Annotated in this window: 16 protein-coding genes; 3 read left to right on the plus strand and 13 right to left on the minus strand. The window is 44.3% G+C overall.

All coding sequences use genetic code 11. From position 1 onward, the window contains the following. Positions 1–78: 78 nt before the first annotated feature. Positions 79–804, minus strand: coding sequence for a CHAP domain-containing protein (locus AB8P72_RS10810; RefSeq protein WP_068403797.1), 726 nt, complete (start codon positions 802–804; stop codon positions 79–81). A 164-nt stretch (positions 805–968) separates the two neighbouring features. On the opposite strand from AB8P72_RS10810, the gene AB8P72_RS10815 reads away from it, so the two are divergent. Further along, positions 969–1,484, plus strand: coding sequence for a hypothetical protein (locus AB8P72_RS10815; protein ID WP_068403795.1), 516 nt, complete (start codon positions 969–971; stop codon positions 1,482–1,484). A 298-nt stretch (positions 1,485–1,782) separates the two neighbouring features. Here AB8P72_RS10815 and lpxC read toward each other — a convergent pair whose 3' ends face one another. The 12 genes from lpxC to AB8P72_RS10875 form a co-directional block, all read right to left on the minus strand. After that, on the minus strand, positions 1,783–2,700 hold the full coding sequence (gene lpxC / locus AB8P72_RS10820; protein WP_068403793.1) for a UDP-3-O-acyl-N-acetylglucosamine deacetylase: 918 nt from the start codon (positions 2,698–2,700) through the stop codon (positions 1,783–1,785). 294 nt (positions 2,701–2,994) lie between these two features. Next, a complete protein-coding gene (ftsZ, locus tag AB8P72_RS10825) occupies positions 2,995–4,191 on the minus strand; it encodes a cell division protein FtsZ (protein ID WP_068403791.1) in 1,197 nt (398 codons plus the stop codon). A gap of 242 nt (positions 4,192–4,433) precedes the next feature. Next, positions 4,434–5,726 carry a cell division protein FtsA gene (gene ftsA / locus AB8P72_RS10830; protein ID WP_197488851.1) on the minus strand — a complete coding sequence of 431 codons (1,293 nt, stop codon included), beginning with the start codon at positions 5,724–5,726 and terminating at the stop codon, positions 4,434–4,436. A gap of 195 nt (positions 5,727–5,921) precedes the next feature. Further along, entirely contained in the window at positions 5,922–6,719 is a 798-nt protein-coding gene (locus AB8P72_RS10835; protein ID WP_068403787.1) for a cell division protein FtsQ/DivIB, read from the minus strand. 479 nt (positions 6,720–7,198) lie between these two features. Further along, positions 7,199–8,320: a D-alanine--D-alanine ligase gene (locus AB8P72_RS10840; RefSeq protein ID WP_227514909.1), complete on the minus strand. Its 1,122-nt coding sequence runs from the start codon at positions 8,318–8,320 to the stop codon at positions 7,199–7,201. 11 nt (positions 8,321–8,331) lie between these two features. Then, positions 8,332–9,789 carry a UDP-N-acetylmuramate--L-alanine ligase gene (murC, locus tag AB8P72_RS10845; RefSeq protein WP_068403785.1) on the minus strand — a complete coding sequence of 486 codons (1,458 nt, stop codon included), beginning with the start codon at positions 9,787–9,789 and terminating at the stop codon, positions 8,332–8,334. Positions 9,790–9,866: 77 nt separating this feature from the next. Beyond that, entirely contained in the window at positions 9,867–10,952 is a 1,086-nt protein-coding gene (gene murG / locus AB8P72_RS10850; RefSeq protein WP_068403783.1) for an undecaprenyldiphospho-muramoylpentapeptide beta-N-acetylglucosaminyltransferase, read from the minus strand. Positions 10,953–11,352: 400 nt separating this feature from the next. Continuing rightward, entirely contained in the window at positions 11,353–12,324 is a 972-nt protein-coding gene (gene gshB, locus AB8P72_RS10855; protein WP_068403781.1) for a glutathione synthase, read from the minus strand. A 134-nt stretch (positions 12,325–12,458) separates the two neighbouring features. Beyond that, positions 12,459–13,190, minus strand: coding sequence for an orotate phosphoribosyltransferase (gene pyrE, locus AB8P72_RS10860; RefSeq protein ID WP_068403780.1), 732 nt, complete (start codon positions 13,188–13,190; stop codon positions 12,459–12,461). Positions 13,191–13,266: 76 nt separating this feature from the next. Then, a complete protein-coding gene (locus tag AB8P72_RS10865; protein WP_369957744.1) occupies positions 13,267–14,253 on the minus strand; it encodes a hypothetical protein in 987 nt (328 codons plus the stop codon). 61 nt (positions 14,254–14,314) lie between these two features. Further along, the gene (locus AB8P72_RS10870; protein ID WP_068403776.1) at positions 14,315–15,172 is read right to left on the minus strand and encodes an NAD-dependent epimerase/dehydratase family protein; all 858 of its coding nucleotides are present in this window, start codon (positions 15,170–15,172) and stop codon (positions 14,315–14,317) included. 81 nt (positions 15,173–15,253) lie between these two features. Beyond that, positions 15,254–17,515 carry a DUF4105 domain-containing protein gene (locus AB8P72_RS10875; RefSeq protein WP_227514908.1) on the minus strand — a complete coding sequence of 754 codons (2,262 nt, stop codon included), beginning with the start codon at positions 17,513–17,515 and terminating at the stop codon, positions 15,254–15,256. A gap of 208 nt (positions 17,516–17,723) precedes the next feature. Here AB8P72_RS10875 and ampD point away from each other — a divergent pair, with 208 nt between their 5' ends. Continuing rightward, positions 17,724–18,338, plus strand: coding sequence for a 1,6-anhydro-N-acetylmuramyl-L-alanine amidase AmpD (gene ampD / locus AB8P72_RS10880; RefSeq protein ID WP_068403774.1), 615 nt, complete (start codon positions 17,724–17,726; stop codon positions 18,336–18,338). Between the two features lie 154 nt (positions 18,339–18,492). After that, positions 18,493–20,043: a murein biosynthesis integral membrane protein MurJ gene (gene murJ / locus AB8P72_RS10885; RefSeq protein WP_068403772.1), complete on the plus strand. Its 1,551-nt coding sequence runs from the start codon at positions 18,493–18,495 to the stop codon at positions 20,041–20,043. Positions 20,044–20,156: the final 113 nt, after the last annotated feature.

Below are 20,156 nucleotides of genomic sequence, written 5' to 3' on the forward strand. Positions count from 1 at the left end.
AATGCCATCAAGAGCATTACTGGGTTCGGAGAAAACACTGAATTCTAAAATCTATAATCGTTATTTCACGCTTGCTGATTAGTCAGCCATAGCAAGATAGATACCGCGGTTCGATGCATCGTCAACGTATTTAGAATCGCGCCAAGTGGTATAACTGTATACACCGCTATATGGGCTGATGCTACTCTGGCGGAAGTCAGATACCCAATCATTGCCATCAAAGATTTGAATATGACCATGCGGATGCTTTGAGCTGCGATCATAAACCACAACATCGCCTACTTGTGGCTGTGTATTATTACTAATCTTAGCAAAGCCAGCTTGGGCTAGCGTACCACGAGAGGCATACTGATAGGCTGACGGATTTGGCGTAAACTCGTAACCTGCTGATTGTAATGCTTTACGGACGTAACGGGCACAGTAACCTGTGCTGCTTGAGCGCGCAACGCGTGACGCATTGGCGGCGGCGATAGCAGGAGCAGAATAACGATCAGGTACTGATTTTGCTTGCTGCTGACGCTGCTCATAAGATAAGCGGCTGGTTAGCGAAGCAAGCTGATATTCTTTCTGTTTTGCATGCGCACTAAGATTGTCAATCGCTTGGCTGATTTCGTCATTGCTAGAAACATAAGCACCGCTATTGGTGCTATAGATATTGCGACTTGAACCGTAGTTCGCAGAAGTAGAGATATTTGTAATGGTATGACTCAAGGTATTATTTGGTTGAAAGGTTGTTTCGACAGCACCACTCGTCTGTGCTATACCCATTCCCAATACTGACAAAATTAATAAAGCTTGTTTCATAAATTTACTACCTATTGTAAATACAGGATTGCTCGCCGTCCGTGACAAAGCATGAATTAATTTAGGGAAGATGACCATGAAATAAACATGATAAAATCCGTAGTACAAAAGCTCGCTGTTTATGATGAATATCGCTGCTGTCACCTAGAAGATGAGTGTTTACGATGTCAAAGAAACAACCTAACCGACTTGCTAAACTGATTGATCATCAAGCTTTTGCCGGTAGCGCACTACCACAAACTCTTGCTGACAATATGCGTTTATATCTACAAGCAACGACCGAGGTAAAAGAGCTTTTGGTAGATTGTCTACCTGAGGAAATCCTCAATAACTGCTGGGTCGTGGGCTTAACCGCTGAGCAACTTATACTCAGTGTGGGCTCGATAACCGCTGCCAATCATATTCGCTATTTACAGAACGCCTATTTGCAGGTATTAACAGAGCAGTCGATTACATTTAAACAACTCAAGCAAATTCGCGTCGTCGTAGCCAATATTCCCGCTCATAATAATTATTCTAAATCATCAAAAGCGTTATCAGCGACCTCATCAAAGCCTCGTAAAGCCCATGAAAATCAGGCCCTTAGCCAAAACACAAAGCGGACTATATCACAGGCTGCAGAGCATGTCACCACCGATAAAAATCTTAAAAATGCACTTTTGCGCTTAATTAATTCCTAAAAAAGTACGGTTTGCTATGTAAAGTTATGTAAACTAGACCCATATTCGACCCGGATAAAGCTGCGTTTTTGTAATCTTACAAACAAAAAAAATCATCTGTCAGTGTGATTCATAATGTGAACCGTACTGACAGATGATTTTTTTATCTCCTACAGCTTTTATTCTATCGAAGTTGTAGCTCATTTTTTCAAAAATAGATGAGAAAATATCTATTTAAATGAATATTATTTAGTACTGCTTATAACCAAGTTATGTAATATTGCGTAAATGTTTCGATACTTCGTGTATATTCGTGTATTTATCCTTCGACTGTTATACGATTCAAAGGTAAATATTCGATAGGACAACTTACATTGTCATCAAAAGTTACAATTTCAAAGTTACTAGGATCGGATAATATCTCGCGTACCAACATGTTGTTTAATGCATGACCAGATTTATAAGCATTAAAACGGCCTAAAATAGGATAGCCAATGAGGTATAAATCGCCTAAAGCATCGAGAATTTTATGACGCACGAATTCATCATTAAAACGTAGCCCCTCTTCATTAAGAATATTGGCATCATCAATAACAATCGCATTGTCCATACTGCCACCTAACGCCAAGTTATTTTGGCGTAGAGCCTCGATATCTCGTAAAAAACCAAAAGTACGCGCTGAGCTTAATTGTTCAATAAAATTTTGCGTCGAGAACTGCAATTGTGCATGCTGAAAATCTTTATTAATAGCAGGATGGTCAAAATCAATCTCGAAATTTAACTCAAAGCCGTCATAAGGACGCAGCTCTGCCCATTTGTCGTCAACTTTGACGCGGACAGGACGTACAATTTTAATAAAGCGCTTTGCTGCTTCTTGTTCACAGAAACCTGCTTGCAGCAGCAAACCTACAAATGGCGCGGCGCTACCGTCCATAATCGGTATCTCCGACGCTGACACGCGAATTAATAGATTATCAACCCCAAGCCCTGCTATCGCACTGAGCAGATGCTCAACGGTACCCACACGCGTGCCACCAAATACTAGATTCGATGACATCATGGTATCTTGTACCAAAAAGGCACTGGCAGGAATCGGTTCGCTACCTGCTATATCAGAACGCTCAAAAATAATGCCAGTATTAATAGGCTGCGGATGAAACTCTAAGTCAACAGGTTGACCACTATGAAGACCAGTACCTGTAACGGCTATTGCTGTTTTTATGGTTCGTTGGTTCATGGCTGTCTTCTCACATATTTTGTTACAATTGCCATAGTGTAGCATTACCCGACCCTATTTCGCTAGCGCTAAAAAGCGTTAATTTGCTTATCTCTTTGATTGATAACACTTATCGTCATTATTTTAACGTTTATTTTTATAACGTAACAAATGCTCAATCTTAGCTAAATTATGACTAAAGCCTATTTATTAACCATCAACCTTATATTTTTTTATTTTTTTAAAAAACAAAAAAGCCAGTATCGAAATACTGGCTTTTTTATCCAAACTATCTAACGATTGCTTTGTTAAAGACTATTTATTCTGTTGACGCTTAAGGTAGTCTTGAATGCTGTTGGTTTTAGTTTTAGGCTGTTCTTGCGTCACATTTGCGCGTACGGGGCTTTCTTGATACTGCGCTTGGGCTTGCTTTTGGCTGTTTAGCGCACTGGTATGCAAGTTCGGATCAACAGGCTGGGTACTATTAACAGAAGGTACTGGCTGCTCCACGACTTCAGGCTCTTGACCCGCATTTTCATCTAAGGTCAGACCCGTTGCGATAACCGTCACATGCAAATCATCACCCATTTTTTCATCAATAACAGAGCCGTAGAAAATATGGGCATCGTCGATATCGGTGATTTCTTCAACGATAACACTGATTTTGCTCATCTCATCGAGTGATAATGACTCAGATGAAATAACGTTAACGAGTAAGCCTTTGGCATTCTCTAAACGTAAATCATCAAGTAACGGCGATCTAATGGCTTTTTCGGTTGCTTGACGCGCACGATCATCGCCACTAGCACGTCCAATCCCCATCATAGCATGACCTTTAGCAGTCATTGCGGTGCGAATGTCATTAAAGTCAATGTTAATCATACCTTCGCTAGCGATGGTTTCTGCAATACCTTGTACCGCATGCAATAAAACGTCATCGGCCTTTTTGAAAGCATCCTGCATAGAGATGTTGCCGTAGACGCTCATAAGCTTATCATTAGGAATCGTAATGATTGAGTCAACGAAATTGGTCAACTGCTCAATACCTGCTTTGGCAGCCTTAATACGCTTACCACCTTCAAACTTAAACGGCGTCGTCACAACCGCTACAGTCAAGACTTCCATTTCTTTGGCAATACGCGCAACCACTGGCGCCGCACCCGTACCTGTACCACCGCCCATACCTGCGGTAATGAACACCATATCTGAATGCTCGAGTAACGCACGGATGGCTTCTTCATCTGCTTCTGCCGCTTCACGGCCGACTTCTGGGTTTGCCCCTGCGCCAAGACCGCGGTTGGTTTTGGCACCAAGCTGCAATTTATGCGGCGCTGTAAGACGATCGAGCGCTTGTTTATCGGTATTGGCACAGACAAATGTTACACCTCTAATCCCTTGTTGTACCATATGCTCAACCGCATTACCGCCGCCGCCGCCCACACCGAATACAGTGAAGCTTGCCTGGCCGTTACTTTGAAGCTGATTATCATCTGGCATGGTGTATTTTGACATAAAAAGATTTCTCCAGTTGCAGATAGCGTGATGGTCGATACGTAGTAACACACTCATAGGGCGCGCTATCGACTTACTATATATAAACGTATTTAATTAAAACAGGGCAATGGCTTAAATAGTCATGCGTTGCCAATGTATGCCGTTATGGTACAGGGTGCTGCTATTAATCTGTTTGCTTATTATGCTGTGACTTACTCTTCTCTGCTTAACGCTTAACAGAAGCAAATTTGCCAGCAGAATTATAATATCTTTTTGAGTACACTGGCAAAACGTTGTCCGGCACTTTGAAAAACACCCTTCACGCGACTTTTTTGAATCGCTTCTGGCTCACTTTTTTCACTACGACGAAATTGCTCGCTCTGACTATATAGTAAGGTACCAAATGCGGTTTGATAAGCGCGATCATTGACCTGCATATTCAGCTGTTTGAACGATTCATCATTGTCAAAGTGATTATAAGCGCTAATCGCAGGATGGGTATTGGTCAATACTACTGGCATTTTTAGCAATTTTTTGGCAAAAGGTATCATGCCTTTAATAGAACTGCCGCCGCCTGAGAGTACCAACCCTTTATCAATATAGCCTAACAAGTCGGCGTCGTGTAATTGGCGTACCACTTCGGTAAATATTTGCTCATAGCGCGCTTCGATAATGCGCGCTAGATTATAAGTACCGATATTAATCTCGTCACCTGAGCCTTGCGGCTTAAAAAGAAAGAACGAGCTGGGATCGACGCTATTGACATCGACCGTGCCGTGCGTTTTTTTAAGGCGCTCAGCTTCTATCATTGAGATACCAACATCGGCTGAAATGTCCATCGTCACTTCATGGCTACCCGTGGCAATACAATGGGTAAAAATCAGCTTATTTTCTTTATAGACGCAAATACTGGTGGTACTGGCACCAATATCGACCAAACAAACCCCTTGCTGGCGCTCATCGGGCATCAAGCTATATTCTGCGCTGGTCACCGCATCAAAAACAATGTGGTCGATACCGACGTCACAGCTTTGCAAAAGTTTTTGAATATTCTGACGGCTAGAGACAGGCATCATCATCATATGATACATGACGGTGATATTGTGGGCGACCATGTCAATGGCATCGTCAACCATAAACTCTTGATTGTCGATATAAATACCTTGTTGGCAACAATGCATCAAATAATAATCAGGCGACAAATCTTGTGACTTAGCATTGGATAACGCTTGCACCATATCTTGGGCACGGACAACTTCGTCTTCTACCCTAACATCTCCGGCACTGTTTTTACTTAACAGCTCAGGAGTCGCTAAGGTCAGCCAAACGCTATGCACGCGGCAATTGGCAGTGTCTTCAGCTTCTTGAATCGCTTGTCTGATAGCGCCTTGTAAGCGTTCGCGATGCTTTATCTGACCTTGATAGAAGTCGTTATTTTTAACTTGCCCCACACCCATAATACGTATGTCTTTTGCAGACACAACATTACCAATAACGACATAGACTGCCGTGGCACTTAAATGGACAACAACCAGATTTTCAGTATTTTTCATGGTACCAGACAAATTATCGCTAAACAGGAGAGCAAATGATGTCTCCATTAAATCATTGAAAAATGCGTTATGATCACGCGGTCATATTATCAGTAAACTCTCTTTATCAAGAAGCAAACGGGTATTGGAAATCGATTGCTTTCTTAATTTATGGTGCTTTATTTTTATTGCTTAGTATGATTTTACGATGCTATTTTATGGCGGTGTTTCACCATCTTTTGGGGGCGCCAAATTCCATGCGATAGTAAATCCATTTTTATAACGAAGATCGACGGACTGCATTTCATCGCGGCGATTACTTAATTGATTACCAAGCAGTTGACTTAAATTCAACAGTTTTTGCGCAGTGTTTTCATTGTCAACGATAACACGTAAGCCATTATCAAAGCGAATCAGCCACGTCATTCTTGGCGATAAAATGATATCCTCAACTTGCATATCGAGCGGTGCATACCAGTCGTTAACTTGTTGCATCTGTTGCATAATAACTGGCGCTTGCGCTATATCGCCTTGCAGCGTCGCAAATTGCTCTTGCGTCAGCTCTCTACTATCAGCCGGCACAAAAACCGCGCCTTTCGCATCAACTAAACGCTCGGTACCAAAATTTGCCACGGCCTGTTTTGGTAGCGCTTTCACGACAATACCTTGTTGCCAGTCACGGCTGATACTGACTTGGTCAACCCAAGCAAGACCGGTAGAGATATCTCTGAGCGCCTGCAAATCAGAGGTAAAAAAACTGCTCACGCTCTGTTGGTTCATCACTTGTTGTAACGCACGATATTGCGCTACGGTCAGCCCTCTATCGTCGACATGAATAGCGGCAGGCGGTGCATCACGCAATGCTTTACCGCCCATGACCAATATCAGCACCAGCAAACCTAACACCAACACTGTGAAAAAATATCTGAGCATAGAGGGTATTTGCAAATTAGATTTAGGGCGCGAGGTGTTATCACTCATCAAGTCAGCGATGTCATTGACAGTTTGAGTCATAATACACGTCGTCCCTATTTTTGCTTAAACTATTTGCATAACGCCAATAGTGCTTATTATTAATGGTAAATCTGCTAATCGGTACAGCAATCGATGAAACTGCCATATTATCAATTTATTTGTCTAAAACGAGCGATAAAGCTCAGTTAGGCGCATTAAAACGTAACATTTTTCTTATTTAATGAATAACTTAAAGAAATTTGCATAAATAACCATAAATATCACTAATATAGACCAATAATTACAATATTAACGTATTTTACGTTTAAACAATAGCCTAACCCTTACTACTAACAACGAATTTACACAAGTTTACACGAAGCTGTGTTATAGCAGGGCTAGCGATACATTTGTCTGTATTAGACAGCGCTATTAATGATTAAATATATCGCTGATCAAATAGAACTTATGATCAAATAGAGCTTATATAGTCAATTTAAAAACCATTCACACAATTTTATATGTGGCTAAATGCCTAACTATAAAGTTTGCGCTAGAATATGCCAGCATAAAGCATCAAAATCCATACCGCGAGCTTTGGCAGCCATTGGCACTAAACTATGACTGGTCATACCCGGCACGGTATTAATCTCGAGTAGCCAAAAGTTGCCTGCTTCGTCTTGCATCGCATCAATACGTCCCCAGCCTTTAGCATCGACAGCACGGAATGCCGCCAAGCTCAAATCTTGCAAGTGCTTTTCATCCGCAGTACTTAGCCCACAAGGTATGTAGTAGCTGGTATCGTTACGATTGTATTTGGCTTCAAAATCATAGAAGTTGGTGATATCAGCAGGCTCAAGGCGAATAACCGGATAAGCTTCGTCATCGATAATAACAATGGTAAATTCGCGCCCAGTAATCCAGCGCTCAGCCATCACCGCGTCACCGCACTGCACCGCCGTTGCATAAGCGGCAGGCAATTCATCGAGGTTATTGACTTTGGTCATACCAATGCTTGAGCCTTCATGGACTGGTTTGATAATCAGCGGCAAGCCAAGCATATTCACCACTTGCTGCCAGTCGGTATCCGCGGTTAACAATGAAAATGGCGCGGTTGATAAGCCGCAGCCTTGCCAAAGCTGCTTGGTGCGGACTTTATCCATTCCAAGCGCTGATGCCAAAATACCTGAACCAGTTTGCGGAATATTAAACCATTGCAGCACGCCTTGTAGCAGACCGTCTTCGCCACCGCGACCATGCAAGACATTAAAAACGCGATCAAACTTACGTAGCTCGGTAATATCTTGATCTTTTGGGTCAAAATGAGTGGCATCAACACCTTGGTTTTGTAGCGCTTTTAATACGGCAGCCCCACTGTCTAATGACACGCTGCGCTCGTTGCTACTGCCGCCACAAATGACGGCAACTTTACCAAACTGACTGGCGTCTTTGACTTTGCTGTTTGCGATGCTAGGAACGGCCTTATCGTTTTGCTCATGACTTGCAGCATTATCTTGCTGTGCTTGTGCCGCCGCTGCTAACGCCAGATCTGGATTGACAATCGTAGCTTTAGCGTCTGCATTGATACTTTTATCAATGTTGCTTTCATTTTTTTGCTGATTGTTTTCTTGTTTAATGTTTTCTTGGTTATTAATAGTCATGAGTCTTATTCCTAAAATTCTTTTGCGGCTTGTTTGATATATAGATTATTAGCGGCCAATTCGACTGCTATTTGTCCGACATTTCCTGCCCCTTGGGTGATTAGCATGTCATTGGCTTTGAGCAAACGCTGCATGACCGGGGCGATATTAGCTTTATCGATAATCGTTGGCTCAACGGCGCCGCGCAAACGGATACTGCGTGCCAAGGCTTTGGTATCAGCGCCCGCAATCGGAGTTTCACCAGCAGGATAAACGTCCAATAACAACAACTCATCAACGCTTGAAAGCACTTCGACAAAATCATCAAAGCAATCACGCGTACGGCTATAGCGGTGCGGCTGGAACATCATGACTAAGCGGCGCTCAGGGAAGCTTTGACGCGCCGCTTTTATAGTGGCATCGACTTCTCTTGGATGGTGACCATAATCATCAATCAGCAAGACGTTACCATCGTCTATCTCTACAGACGCTTGCTGCTCAAAGCGGCGACCGACACCGGCAAATTTTTGTAGGGCGCGGGTAATTGCTTCATCGTCGACGCCTTCGTCGGTTGCCATGGTAATAGCAGCCAGTGCATTATAAACGTTGTGTACACCGGGGATATTCAAAGTCAGACGTAATGGCTCGCGATCACGGCGTAGCACGGTAAAGTGAGTTTTTGTACCTTCGCTGACCAAATCAACCGCCTGTACATCGTTAAACGGCTCAAGCCCAAAGGTTAATACCGGACGCCCGATGTCATCAATCATAGCGTACAATTCAGGGTCGTCACCGCAGACCACCGCTAAACCATAAAACGGCATATTTTGTAAAAACTGGATATAAGCGGCTTTTAATTTATCAAAACTGTTGCCATAGGTTTCCATATGGTCTTGATCAATATTGGTGACAATCGCCGCCATCGGATGCAAAGTTAAAAACGACGCATCAGATTCATCGGCTTCGGCAATTAAATAACGGCTGCTACCAAGCGCGGCATTTTTACCAGAAGCATTTAATTTACCACCAATGACATAAGTCGGATCGAGCTTACCTTCTGCCATCATCGTCGTCAGCAGACTGGTGGTGGTGGTTTTACCATGCGCGCCCGCTACAGCGATACCATGACGATAGCGCATCAACTCGCCGAGCATATCTGCACGGCGTACCACAGGCAGACGCGCTTCAAGCGCTGCCTTTACTTCAGGGTTGCTACGGTCGATGGCAGATGAGACGACGATGACATCGGCATTGGCGATATTTTTGGAATCATGCCCAATCGCGATATCAATACCAATCTGTGCTAGGCGCTTCGTCACCAAGCTTTCAGCAATATCCGAACCACTGACTGTATAACCTTGATTGTTCATCACTTCAGCGATACCACACATCCCCGAGCCACCAATGCCAACAAAATGCAAATGCTGGATACGGCGCATTTCTGGTATTTCAATCAAACGTTTGGTTAAAGATTTAGCAGAGGTCGGCATAGGGTTTTCTCTTTATTGAAGACGAACAAATTTGGTTAATAATAAGTAATAAAAATAATAAACAAAACAATCAGTTTTTATAACGCTTGCCAGATAATATCGGCAACTCGCTGACAAGCTTGACGATTGGCAAGCGCATGGCCTTTTTCTGCCATTTCCAAACAAGCGCGTCTATCTAGCATATTGAGCTCATTACTCAGCTTGTTAGGAGTTAGCTCGCTTTGTGGCAACAAAATCCCTGCTTGGTGCTCGGTCAAGGTGCGCGCATTGGCGGTCTGATGATCATCAACGGCGCTTGGTAGCGGGACAAATATTGCCGCTATCCCAACATTTTGAATTTCCGTCACCGTCAATGCCCCCGCTCGACAAACCACGATATCAGCCCAATTATACGCCGCTGCCATATCATCGATGAATGGCTGCACAGTAAACTGATGAGCGCTTAACGCTTCACTATCATACGCCGCTTGCGTAGCGGTTTCATTATCGCGTCCACATTGATGACGCACCTCAAACGGACGGTCAAGCAAAGCCAATGCTTTTGGCAGCGTCTCATTTAACACTTGCGCGCCAAGCGAACCACCAACCACCAACAGTTTAAGCGGCGAGTTATCATTAACATCGTAACGCACACTAGGCTCGGCAACTCCGCTAATAGCATTGCGCACGGGATTTCCCACCGTTTCAATCTTGCTATCATGCTGGCTATTCGCAAAGGTATTCTCAAACGCTTGCATGACCTTGGTCGCCATCTTGGCCAAATAGCGATTGCTCATGCCTGCAATGGCATTTTGTTCATGGATAATTAGCGGCGTTTTGGTTAAGCGCGCCGCAATACCGCCGGGCGCGGTGACATATCCGCCAAAACCAACAACCACATCAATCTGATTGCCACGGATGACTTTGATCGCCGCCATCGTCGCTGACAACAAATTAACCGGTAACTTAAGCAAGCGCCCTACGCCTTTACCGCGCAGCCCTTGCATATCAATCGCATGAAAAGGATAGCCAGTCGGTGCAACCAAGCGATTTTCCATGCCATGTGGCGTACCCAGCCAGTGAATAACAGCGCCGCGCTTGGTCAATTCTTCGCTAACTGCTAGCGCTGGAAATACATGCCCGCCTGTCCCCGCAGCCATCATTAATATATGCGGTGTTTTCATGAACGTCTGCCTATCTTTTCTTTATGTATATGAAAGACTTATTATCTTTTGATTGCGCTATCTATCGAACCAAAACAGCCTTATAAAAGCCCGCATAGTATAGTGTAAATCGCTGCCGGATAGACAGCATTTTGTGCCGTATGAATAATAAAAATCCAAGCCGTGATTCATCGCGGCTTGGCTTTTATAAATTCACTTAACAGGTCAAAAAATCATTTTTCATGATTTTTTATCACTTTTTAAAAGTGCTATTAAGAGATACGGTCTATCATTATAGCTTAGCACACTGTTTTTTAAGTATTGTGCACATAGCTTAGTGATAAATTACTCTATCCTTACGGCGTTGCCTAAACTTATCGTTTAAAGGCTTTATTTAGACCAATACTTTAGAATAAATAGCTTAAACAGCCAGTTTTTTCTCGATAGCGACAATAAAGTCAGTTGCAATATCAGTACCGCATTGGTCATCAATCTCACGCACACAGGTTGGACTGGTGACGTTAATTTCAGTGATACGGCCACCGATTAAGTCTAAACCGACGAACATTAGCCCTTTTTCTTTGACAATCGGTGCCACTACCTCTGCTACTTGGCGCTCGATATCGGTGAGCGGCATCGCAACCCCACTACCACCGGCGGCAAGATTTCCGCGCGTCTCACCTTTTACCGGGATACGCGCCAAGCTATAATCGACCACTTCACCATCGACGATTAACACACGCTTATCACCTTGCTTAATCTCTGGCAAATAACGCTGCGCCATAATAGGTAGCGTCTCAAGTTCCGTTAAAATCTCCAGCGTCACGCCGATATTCGGACTGTCAGCGGTCAAACGGAAGATGCCCGTACCGCCCATACCATCTAATGGCTTAACGATAACGTCTTGCTGCTCAGCGATAAATTGACGAATATGCGCCTGTTTACTGGTCACAATCGTTGGGCTCATATAATCGCTAAACCACGTCGCAAACAGCTTCTCATTACAATCACGAATCGCTTGTGGGTCATTCACCACCAACACGCCTGCGGCTTTAGCATGATCAAGCATATAAGTGGCATAAATAAAGCGCATGTCAAACGGCGGATCTTTACGCATCAAAATCACATCATAGTCGCTGACTGGCGCTGTCGCTTTATCCCCTAACGCATAAAAATCCTCGGGGTCACGCTTGACTGTCACCGGCTGGCTATCGACCATCAATTGCCCACGGTCTAGCCATAAATCATGAATCTGACAGTAGCCAAGGCTGTGCCCACGGTCTTGCGCCGACCACATCATCGCCAGCGTGGTATCTTTTTTATAATTGACCAGCTCAATTGGATCCATAATGACCAGTATTTTTAACGATTTTTTTTGTTGTTCTTGGCTCATGATAAGGCTCACTTTCGTTATAGTATTAATTATTTAAGCAAACATCTCAAAGACATTGAGGACATAGCGTATGGCTCAAATGTCACTTAAACTTTATTTAAACATGACCTGAGTGCAGCCACATTTGCGATAAATTATACGCCGTACTGGGCGCGGTAATGCTGCATTTTTGCAAGCTGGGCAGCATCTTTATCTGTGCTACTTCCTGCTAAGTAGCTGATTAAATCGTCAATATCGACCAAGGCACGTACCGGCACGTCTAGGGTTTCTGCCAACTCTTGAATAGCAGAGCGCTCCGCTAAACCTTTTTCTTTACGGTCAAGCGCAACGATAATACCAGCCACCCTGGCGCCCGCTTGCTCCAAAATCTCAACCACTTCGCGCATTGCCGTACCAGCGGTAATCACATCATCAAGCACCCAGACGGCCTTGCCACTGACATCAGCGCCGACTAAATTACCACCTTCGCCATGGGTTTTGGCTTCTTTACGGTTATAGCCCCATTTAGCATTGATGCCATGGTGTAGCCATAACGCTTGTGCGGTTGCGGCGACAAAGGGTATGCCTTTATAAGCCGCTCCAAAAATGACCAGCTCTTGCTCATTTGTACCATTATCACTAGCTGCCATTTGTTCAGCCATCTTTTCCGCTAAGGCATCGGCATAACCACGGGCTAATAACGATAACATCTCACCTGACGCCAGCAAACCTGCATTAAAAAAGTATGGACTAATACGTCCAGACTTAAGCACAAACTCGCCAAATTTTAAGACCTGATTGTCTAAAGCCAATTGGATAAATTGATGCGATGAAAATGAGGCGTTTTGTGCATGTTGAGCGTTATTAAGCGTGGCGGCATTCAGCATAGGGTCTTCCTATCAGCAAAGAAAAATGAAAATTGAACAATCAAAAAGTTGTGCAAGGCATTATAGTCGCGTCGGCTTAACTTGACCAACCGTTGATATCATAATCTTGCATATTCGCATAACGCGTCAATAATCCGCAGCGCGATGAGATAGTAAAGTAGCATTGCCCATCGTGACTGACTTGTATGTCCCAGCCTAAATGATAGGCAGCAACGATAATATGCCCCGTAAATAAGCGCACTTGACGATAAGCATGGCGCTGTGCGGGCTCAAACACTATTTGACTGAGCAAATAACTACGCAGATGCTGACAAATTTGCGCCGCGCTGTAGCTGTGATTGATGGTTCTGCGCGTACCGCATTGCTTTAAAGCATGGACGGCGACACTACAAGCCATAATATCGGTCGCCAAACTGCCCGCGCCGCTGTCAAATTGCTGCGGCTGCAATACCACTTGCCAATCGTCAGCATAGACGCTATTAAGCAGCTCATCAGGATTATAACGTCTGGTCAATGCTCGTAGGGATTCTGTCTTTAAAGGCTTATTAATATTATTATCAATATTTATGCTATCGACACTCGCAAACCCATAACGTGTCAGCTTTGGGTATGCCTGTAGCGCGCGCTGAATATCTGCCATATCAAGCAACGTCATATCAGTCAATGGCGATAATAACGGCTGATCGCTATGATTGTGATAAAAACTCTCGGGCAACTCAATCAGCTTTGCCGCACTGAGCAGTGATAAATGCTCGGCCAATGCTTCTGAAGCCACTAGCGCCCATTTCGATAAGCGGTCCGTCTTAGGCTGATAAAAACGTGCCGAGCTGCCATATAAGCGGCGCAGCTGACCATTTAAGCGCCGCGCAGGCTCTGGAATATCAGTCAATGGCCGAGCAGGATCGAGTGGCAAACGCTTAGGATCAAAATTAGGATGGACAATCGCCGGCTGCTGACTATTTGCTAAATGAGCGGACTGCTCAGCATAACCTTCTGCAAATTGCTTCTCTGCCATAGAATCAGCACTGGATAAACCATCGTCAGAAGTAGAATGCTGAGTCATAGATGTTCCCTAGGCTTACCAATTTAAAAGATGTAAAAATAAAAGCAATCAAACAGTCATTTTACTTTTGATGTTGTTTTTGCTCTTGATGCTGCAAAATATCTCGATAACCTGCTTGCCAATCAGGATAGTCCAGCCACGCTAACGAAATATTGCTATGCAAACGTTTTCCCGTTACTTTCGTTTTTGAATTATCCATAGCAGGCGGCTTTGCATCTATTTGTTCACTTAACCAAGTGCTCAGCTCAAAAGTGGTGACTGGTGCATAATCAGTAGCGATATAAAGTGGTTTTGGCGTGCCTATGGTCATGACATTGGCAATAATAGTAACCAAATCACGATCCATAATGCGATTGCTCCAGTGCGCTGCTGCCACTGGCTCTTTTTGTTCCTCGCGGGCTTTACACAGCCGCATCAGGCGCTCGCGTCCATAAATACCACTCGGGCGAATGATAATCGCCTTATTACCGAAACCTTGTTGCAATACTTGTTCTGCTTGCAATATCACTTGCGAAGCTTCACGCTCTGGCGTTACAGGGGCGGTATTTTCATCAATCCATGCGCCATTATCCTGCCCATAGATACCCGTTGATGAGATAAAAACAACGCGCGTAAGGTTGGTTAGTTTATCCGCCAATGTTGCCAAATGCTGGCTGATGGCTAAGTAACTGTCATGATAACCGCTGGTCGAATAGTCATCAGGGGTGACGATAATCGCTATCGCAGTAAAGTCTTGCAGCTGCTCAGCGCTGAGCGTTAACGCATCGGCTTGCAAAAACTTAGCTGAATCATGGATATCATAATGATGACGCTCACGGCGTGCCAGCCCCATGACGTTTAGGCCGTCTTGAGCGAGCTTATTGGTGACGGGTAAGCCGATATCACCTTGACCAATAATTAGTAAATTTTGCGTACTCATCATTTATCCTTTGTTCGATAACTGCTTGTGAGGACTGTCTATTAAAACCTTTATTAATAAAACGGCTTTTCATAAAAGATGCTAAAAATAGCGTCTATACGACAGCTGTATGTCTTCTTTGGCATCGATACGATCTTGCCATTCGTAGTTGGCATTGATACGTAACGCTTGTTTTTTATCAATATCGTATTGCAGCCCTAACGTCGATATCGGCTGCCAATAATGCCCACGGGCATTAGACTCGTCGCTGCTGCCATGATACCAATATGGCAGTTGCAATTCAGCCTGCGCACGTAACTGATTGTTAATCTGATAACGGCAACCAGCATTGACGCCTGCGCCGACACGATAGCCTTTATTAATACCGCGGCCTGCTTGCGCCGTACCTGCCAAGAATGTATAGCATAGCTGCGGCGGCATCTCGCCTGTGCCCGCGCTAGGGGTGCCAAACGCCCATGACCAACCCGTCTCATAGCCCAAACTGCCGACTAAATGATCGCTACCCTCTTGCTGTGAGCCGTCATTTACGCGTGTCGCTTCGATACTTGCGCCCCAGGTTTTACCTTTTTTGGCAGAATTGACTGGATTGAACGAGCGACCGCGCACCAAGGTCACATTTTGCAAGACCACACTACTTGGATGATTGGCCTTATCATTATCGCTGTCATACAGACGCAAGGTTGCAGCCGCGCCTTCTAAATCAAAGAACTGCGGGAAACCTGACGGACGGTCAAGGGTATCGTGATAACCTGCGCGCACGCCTAAATCAATATAATTATTATCACCGCGCTGCCCTAGCCCGATAAATCCCAGTTGCAAGGGATGTCTGTCTATCGGATTGTTATCCGCTACTGTAATAAGCCGTGGGAGCAATGTCTGACCGTCAGCGGCTATGCTTGAGACAGCATTAGACTGAGCAGATTTAATCTCATTCAGCGTCTGCTTAGCACTATTATGATAGCCCAATTGCGCACGCTGCTCTTTAACCTTGTTTAACTGCGCTTGACGCAAGGTGCTATCGGCGGGCGTATAATTGGTGCTGGCAAGTAGATTTTCGCTATCGAGCAATTGCACGACATCTGAGGGAATAACCGCATAAGGCAGGCGGCTTAATAAATGCTGCTGCGGGCGTACTACATCAATCAAGCGTAAAATCTCAGACGCACAGTTATCAGTGGTAAAGTAATATGGCAACTTCAAATCCTTGATCTCCCAAACATGCAGCATAATTTGCTGCACTTCCGCTGGGGTCAAATCCAATTGATAGGTCCACGCATCGCGCTCATCTTCTTGCAGGTATTTCGCCAGCTTCTCCGGATATGGGTCAATTTCAATCAAATTGTCATAACCACCGCTCATCGATTTGATGGCATAGACCAAAAAGTTATCGCTTGAGTCGCCACCTACCGTATAATTTAACGCAACCGCATGATGAATTTGGCTTGGATCGGCAACGCTGGCTTTAGAGTCAATACGCAATAATGTATGAGCAAAGGCTGAAATAGGATTGTCTAAATATTCTTGTGCAAACATAATAGACAGCTGCTCAGGTGCCAGCTTTTGCATCCAGTCATTCAGCTCTGGACAGTCGGTTTGCAAGCCGCTTTTGTCGATATTGAGTGTATCAGTCAGCCATTGTACGCGCGCGGGAAAACGGCATAGTACTGAGCTTTGTACTGAATTTTGAGCGGTAGGATTAGAAAGCTTGCTATTAGCAGTCCTATTATCCGGAGTCGTAGCCATTTCGTCAGCAAGGGCAACGAGCAAGGCATCAAGCTCGGCCGCTGAATCATGCTGTCCATTTTTACTTAAGTAAAATGCATCATCATCAACGATACTGCTGTCTTTTTTCTTGCCGATTAGATTCCTTTGATCATCAAAGAAATATAATAACCGTCGCCATGTTATATGTTGGGCAAGATTTTTTACTTGTGCGTGCGCGCGCCATGATGCTAATAGCTGCTCTGTATCGGCGTTATTAATATTTTTAGTATGAGATGTAGAAGAAGCTACCTCTATCTTTGGGCTGTGACTTTCTTCGATGATATTATTTGTTTCGGCATTTGCTTTGGCAACAATGGGCTTCGTATAAGTCGATAATATTGGCTCAGCATTTTGTGATGTAGTGACCAAGTTGCTATCAATAGTTTCATTGGCATCCAGCGCCAACTCCCCTGTCGTCACAAGAGACGCGGGCGTTGGCAAAAACGCCTGTGCTTGCGAGGTCAGTAGCAGTCCAGCTATGGTAAGCGGCAAATGCGCTCGCCTGCCAATGTTTGTTGGCGTGTTTGTTGGCGTACAATCTAGCGCCAAAAGGTTCGAATATTTTGAATATATGGACATGAGTAACATCTCGCACTGTAGGGGTCAGACGCGTAACGCGTTAGAATTCTATCGAATTATTAGAGTGATATGATGTATCACTGTCTTAAAACATTTTAAACAACTTTTTTTAAAGGTTATTTTTAGTTAAATGCGCCATTTATTGATAATAAAATATAACTAATAGTATTTACTGCGCACTTATTATCACATTATAGAAGAGAGTATTATGTCCATAGCATCGCCAATGACTATCCATGCCGGTCGATTATCCGCTGCGACTTGGCTTGCCTCGCCCAACTTTAATAAACGTCCTGAAAATATCGCGATTGATGCTATCGTTATTCACAATATTAGCTTGCCGCCCAATGAGTTTGGCGCTTGTGATGCTGACGGTCTACATTATGTCAAAGCCTTGTTTACCAATCAATTAGACTGGGAGGCGCATCCATATTTTCAAACTATTAAAGGTGCAGAAGTCTCAGCACATTTATTTATAGAGCGAGATGGCGCGATTACCCAGTTTGTCGATTTTAACGAACGCGCGTGGCATGCTGGGCGCTCCAGCTACTTGGGTCGCCCTGAATGTAATGATTATAGCATTGGCATTGAGCTTGAAGGCTCAGATTTTGTGTCCTTTAGCGCGGCTCAATACGAAACACTTGCCAAAGTTATCGTCGCTATCTATGACGCTTATCCAAAAACTCGTAGGCATCTTACTGGTCATAGTGATATCGCGCCCGGTCGCAAAACTGACCCCGGTGATTATTTTGAATGGACAAAGTTGCGAGAGATGGTTACCCGCCATATTGCAAGTCAGTCATCACTTTACAACCAAGATTGAGTAAACACTCTTATTAAAATTTCTGTAAACGACAGATGTTATTCCACATTCAATCCATTTATCAGGACAATGAAAGTGCTATAATCCGTCAGTTTTTCAACAATGCTACATTAGCAAACAACCATCAGCAAACAAATTAGCAAAATAGGTTCTCATGGCAAAAAGTCGGTTATTTCGTTCAACCATGGTGGTCAGTAGTATGACCATGCTGTCGCGTATCTTAGGTTTGGTGCGTGATGTCGTCTTGTTAGGCGTCTTTGGCGCCGGCGGTCTGATGGACGCCTTTTTGGTCGCCTTTAAGATTCCCAACTTTTTACGCCGCCTATTTGCCGAAGGGGCCTTTAGCCAAGCGTTTGTTCCTGTACTGTCTGAATATAAAGAAAAATATAGTTTAGAGCAGGTACAGATTTTAGTCAGTCGCACGTCAGGGGCGCTATTGCTAGTATTATCAATGCTGACGGTCGTGGTGATATTAATCGCCCCTTGGGTAGTGACCTTATTTGCCCCAGGCTTTGCTGATCAGCCCGATAAATTTGCTATCACTGCTGAATTGCTGCGCCTAACCTTCCCTTATTTATTGTTTATTTCTATGACCGCTTTTGCCAGCGGTATTTTACAAAGCTACGGGCGTTTTGCCGCGCCCGCCTTTGCGCCTGTTTTGCTAAATCTATGTATGATTGGTGGTGCTCTAGTGTTTGCGCCGATGTTTGATGTGCCTATTATGGCGCTGGGTTATTCCGTCGCTATCGCAGGTTTATTGCAGTTATTGATACAACTACCACAGCTCTCGCAACAAAAACTACTGGTCGCCCCAAAAATAGACTTTCAACACGAAGGCGTGCGCCGTATTTTGAAATTGATGCTGCCGGCTATTTTTGGCGTCTCTGTCACCCAGATTAATTTGCTGCTCAACACCGTATTTGCCTCATTAATGATTGGCGGTTCGGTTTCTTGGTTATATGCTGCTGAGCGTATGAGCGAGTTGCCACTTGGCTTAATTGGGGTGGCAATCGGTACGGTTATTTTACCAAGTCTATCGAAAAGTGAAGCGCAAAAAGACGACGTCAGCTTCAAAAAGACCATCGACTGGGCAGCGCGCTTAATTATTTTGGTCGGCGTACCGGCATCGGCAGCACTGTTTATACTCTCTGACGTACTCATGCAAGCGCTGTTTTTACGTGGCGAATTTACCCTACGCGATGCACAAATGAGCTCACTGGCGCTAAAAAGCATGGCAGGCGGCATCTTAGGTTTTATGTTAATTAAAATCTTCGCGCCCGCCTTTTTTGCCCGTCAAGACACCAGAACGCCAGTCAGAATCGGTATTATCTCCGTCTTTGCCAATATGATTTTTAGTGTGATTTTTATCGGTATCTTTTATTTCTTAGATATGCCGCTACATGGTGGTTTGGCATTGGCAACGACGGGTGCGGCATTTGTGAACGCAGGCTTGTTATATTACTTCTTGCATAAGCGCGAGATTTTCCGCTTTGGCAGTCATTGGAAAAAGCTGTTTGGCCAGTTTGGGCTTTCTACCGCCTCTATGGTTGCGGTGCTTTATGTCATGCTGCCCTATTTCCCAACCAATGATGCGCAGTGGAAACGTATCGTTGCGCTGCTGATTATGTGCGTCGTTGGTGCGGTGGTTTATGGCGTCGTGCTACTAGCAACAGGTTTCCGGCCGCGCCAGCTAAAGCATGGTTAAGCACTTATTATTAAGCATTTATTGTTAAGCCCTGAGTAGGGCTGTAACTTACCAAACCAAAACAAGCTAGGTATGAGAATTGACAGTGAATGCGGCTGATAGTTGCCATAATT

It is taken from the genome of Psychrobacter sp. CLB018 (assembly GCF_041222815.1).
Classification (GTDB): Bacteria; Pseudomonadota; Gammaproteobacteria; order Pseudomonadales; family Moraxellaceae; genus Psychrobacter; species Psychrobacter faecalis.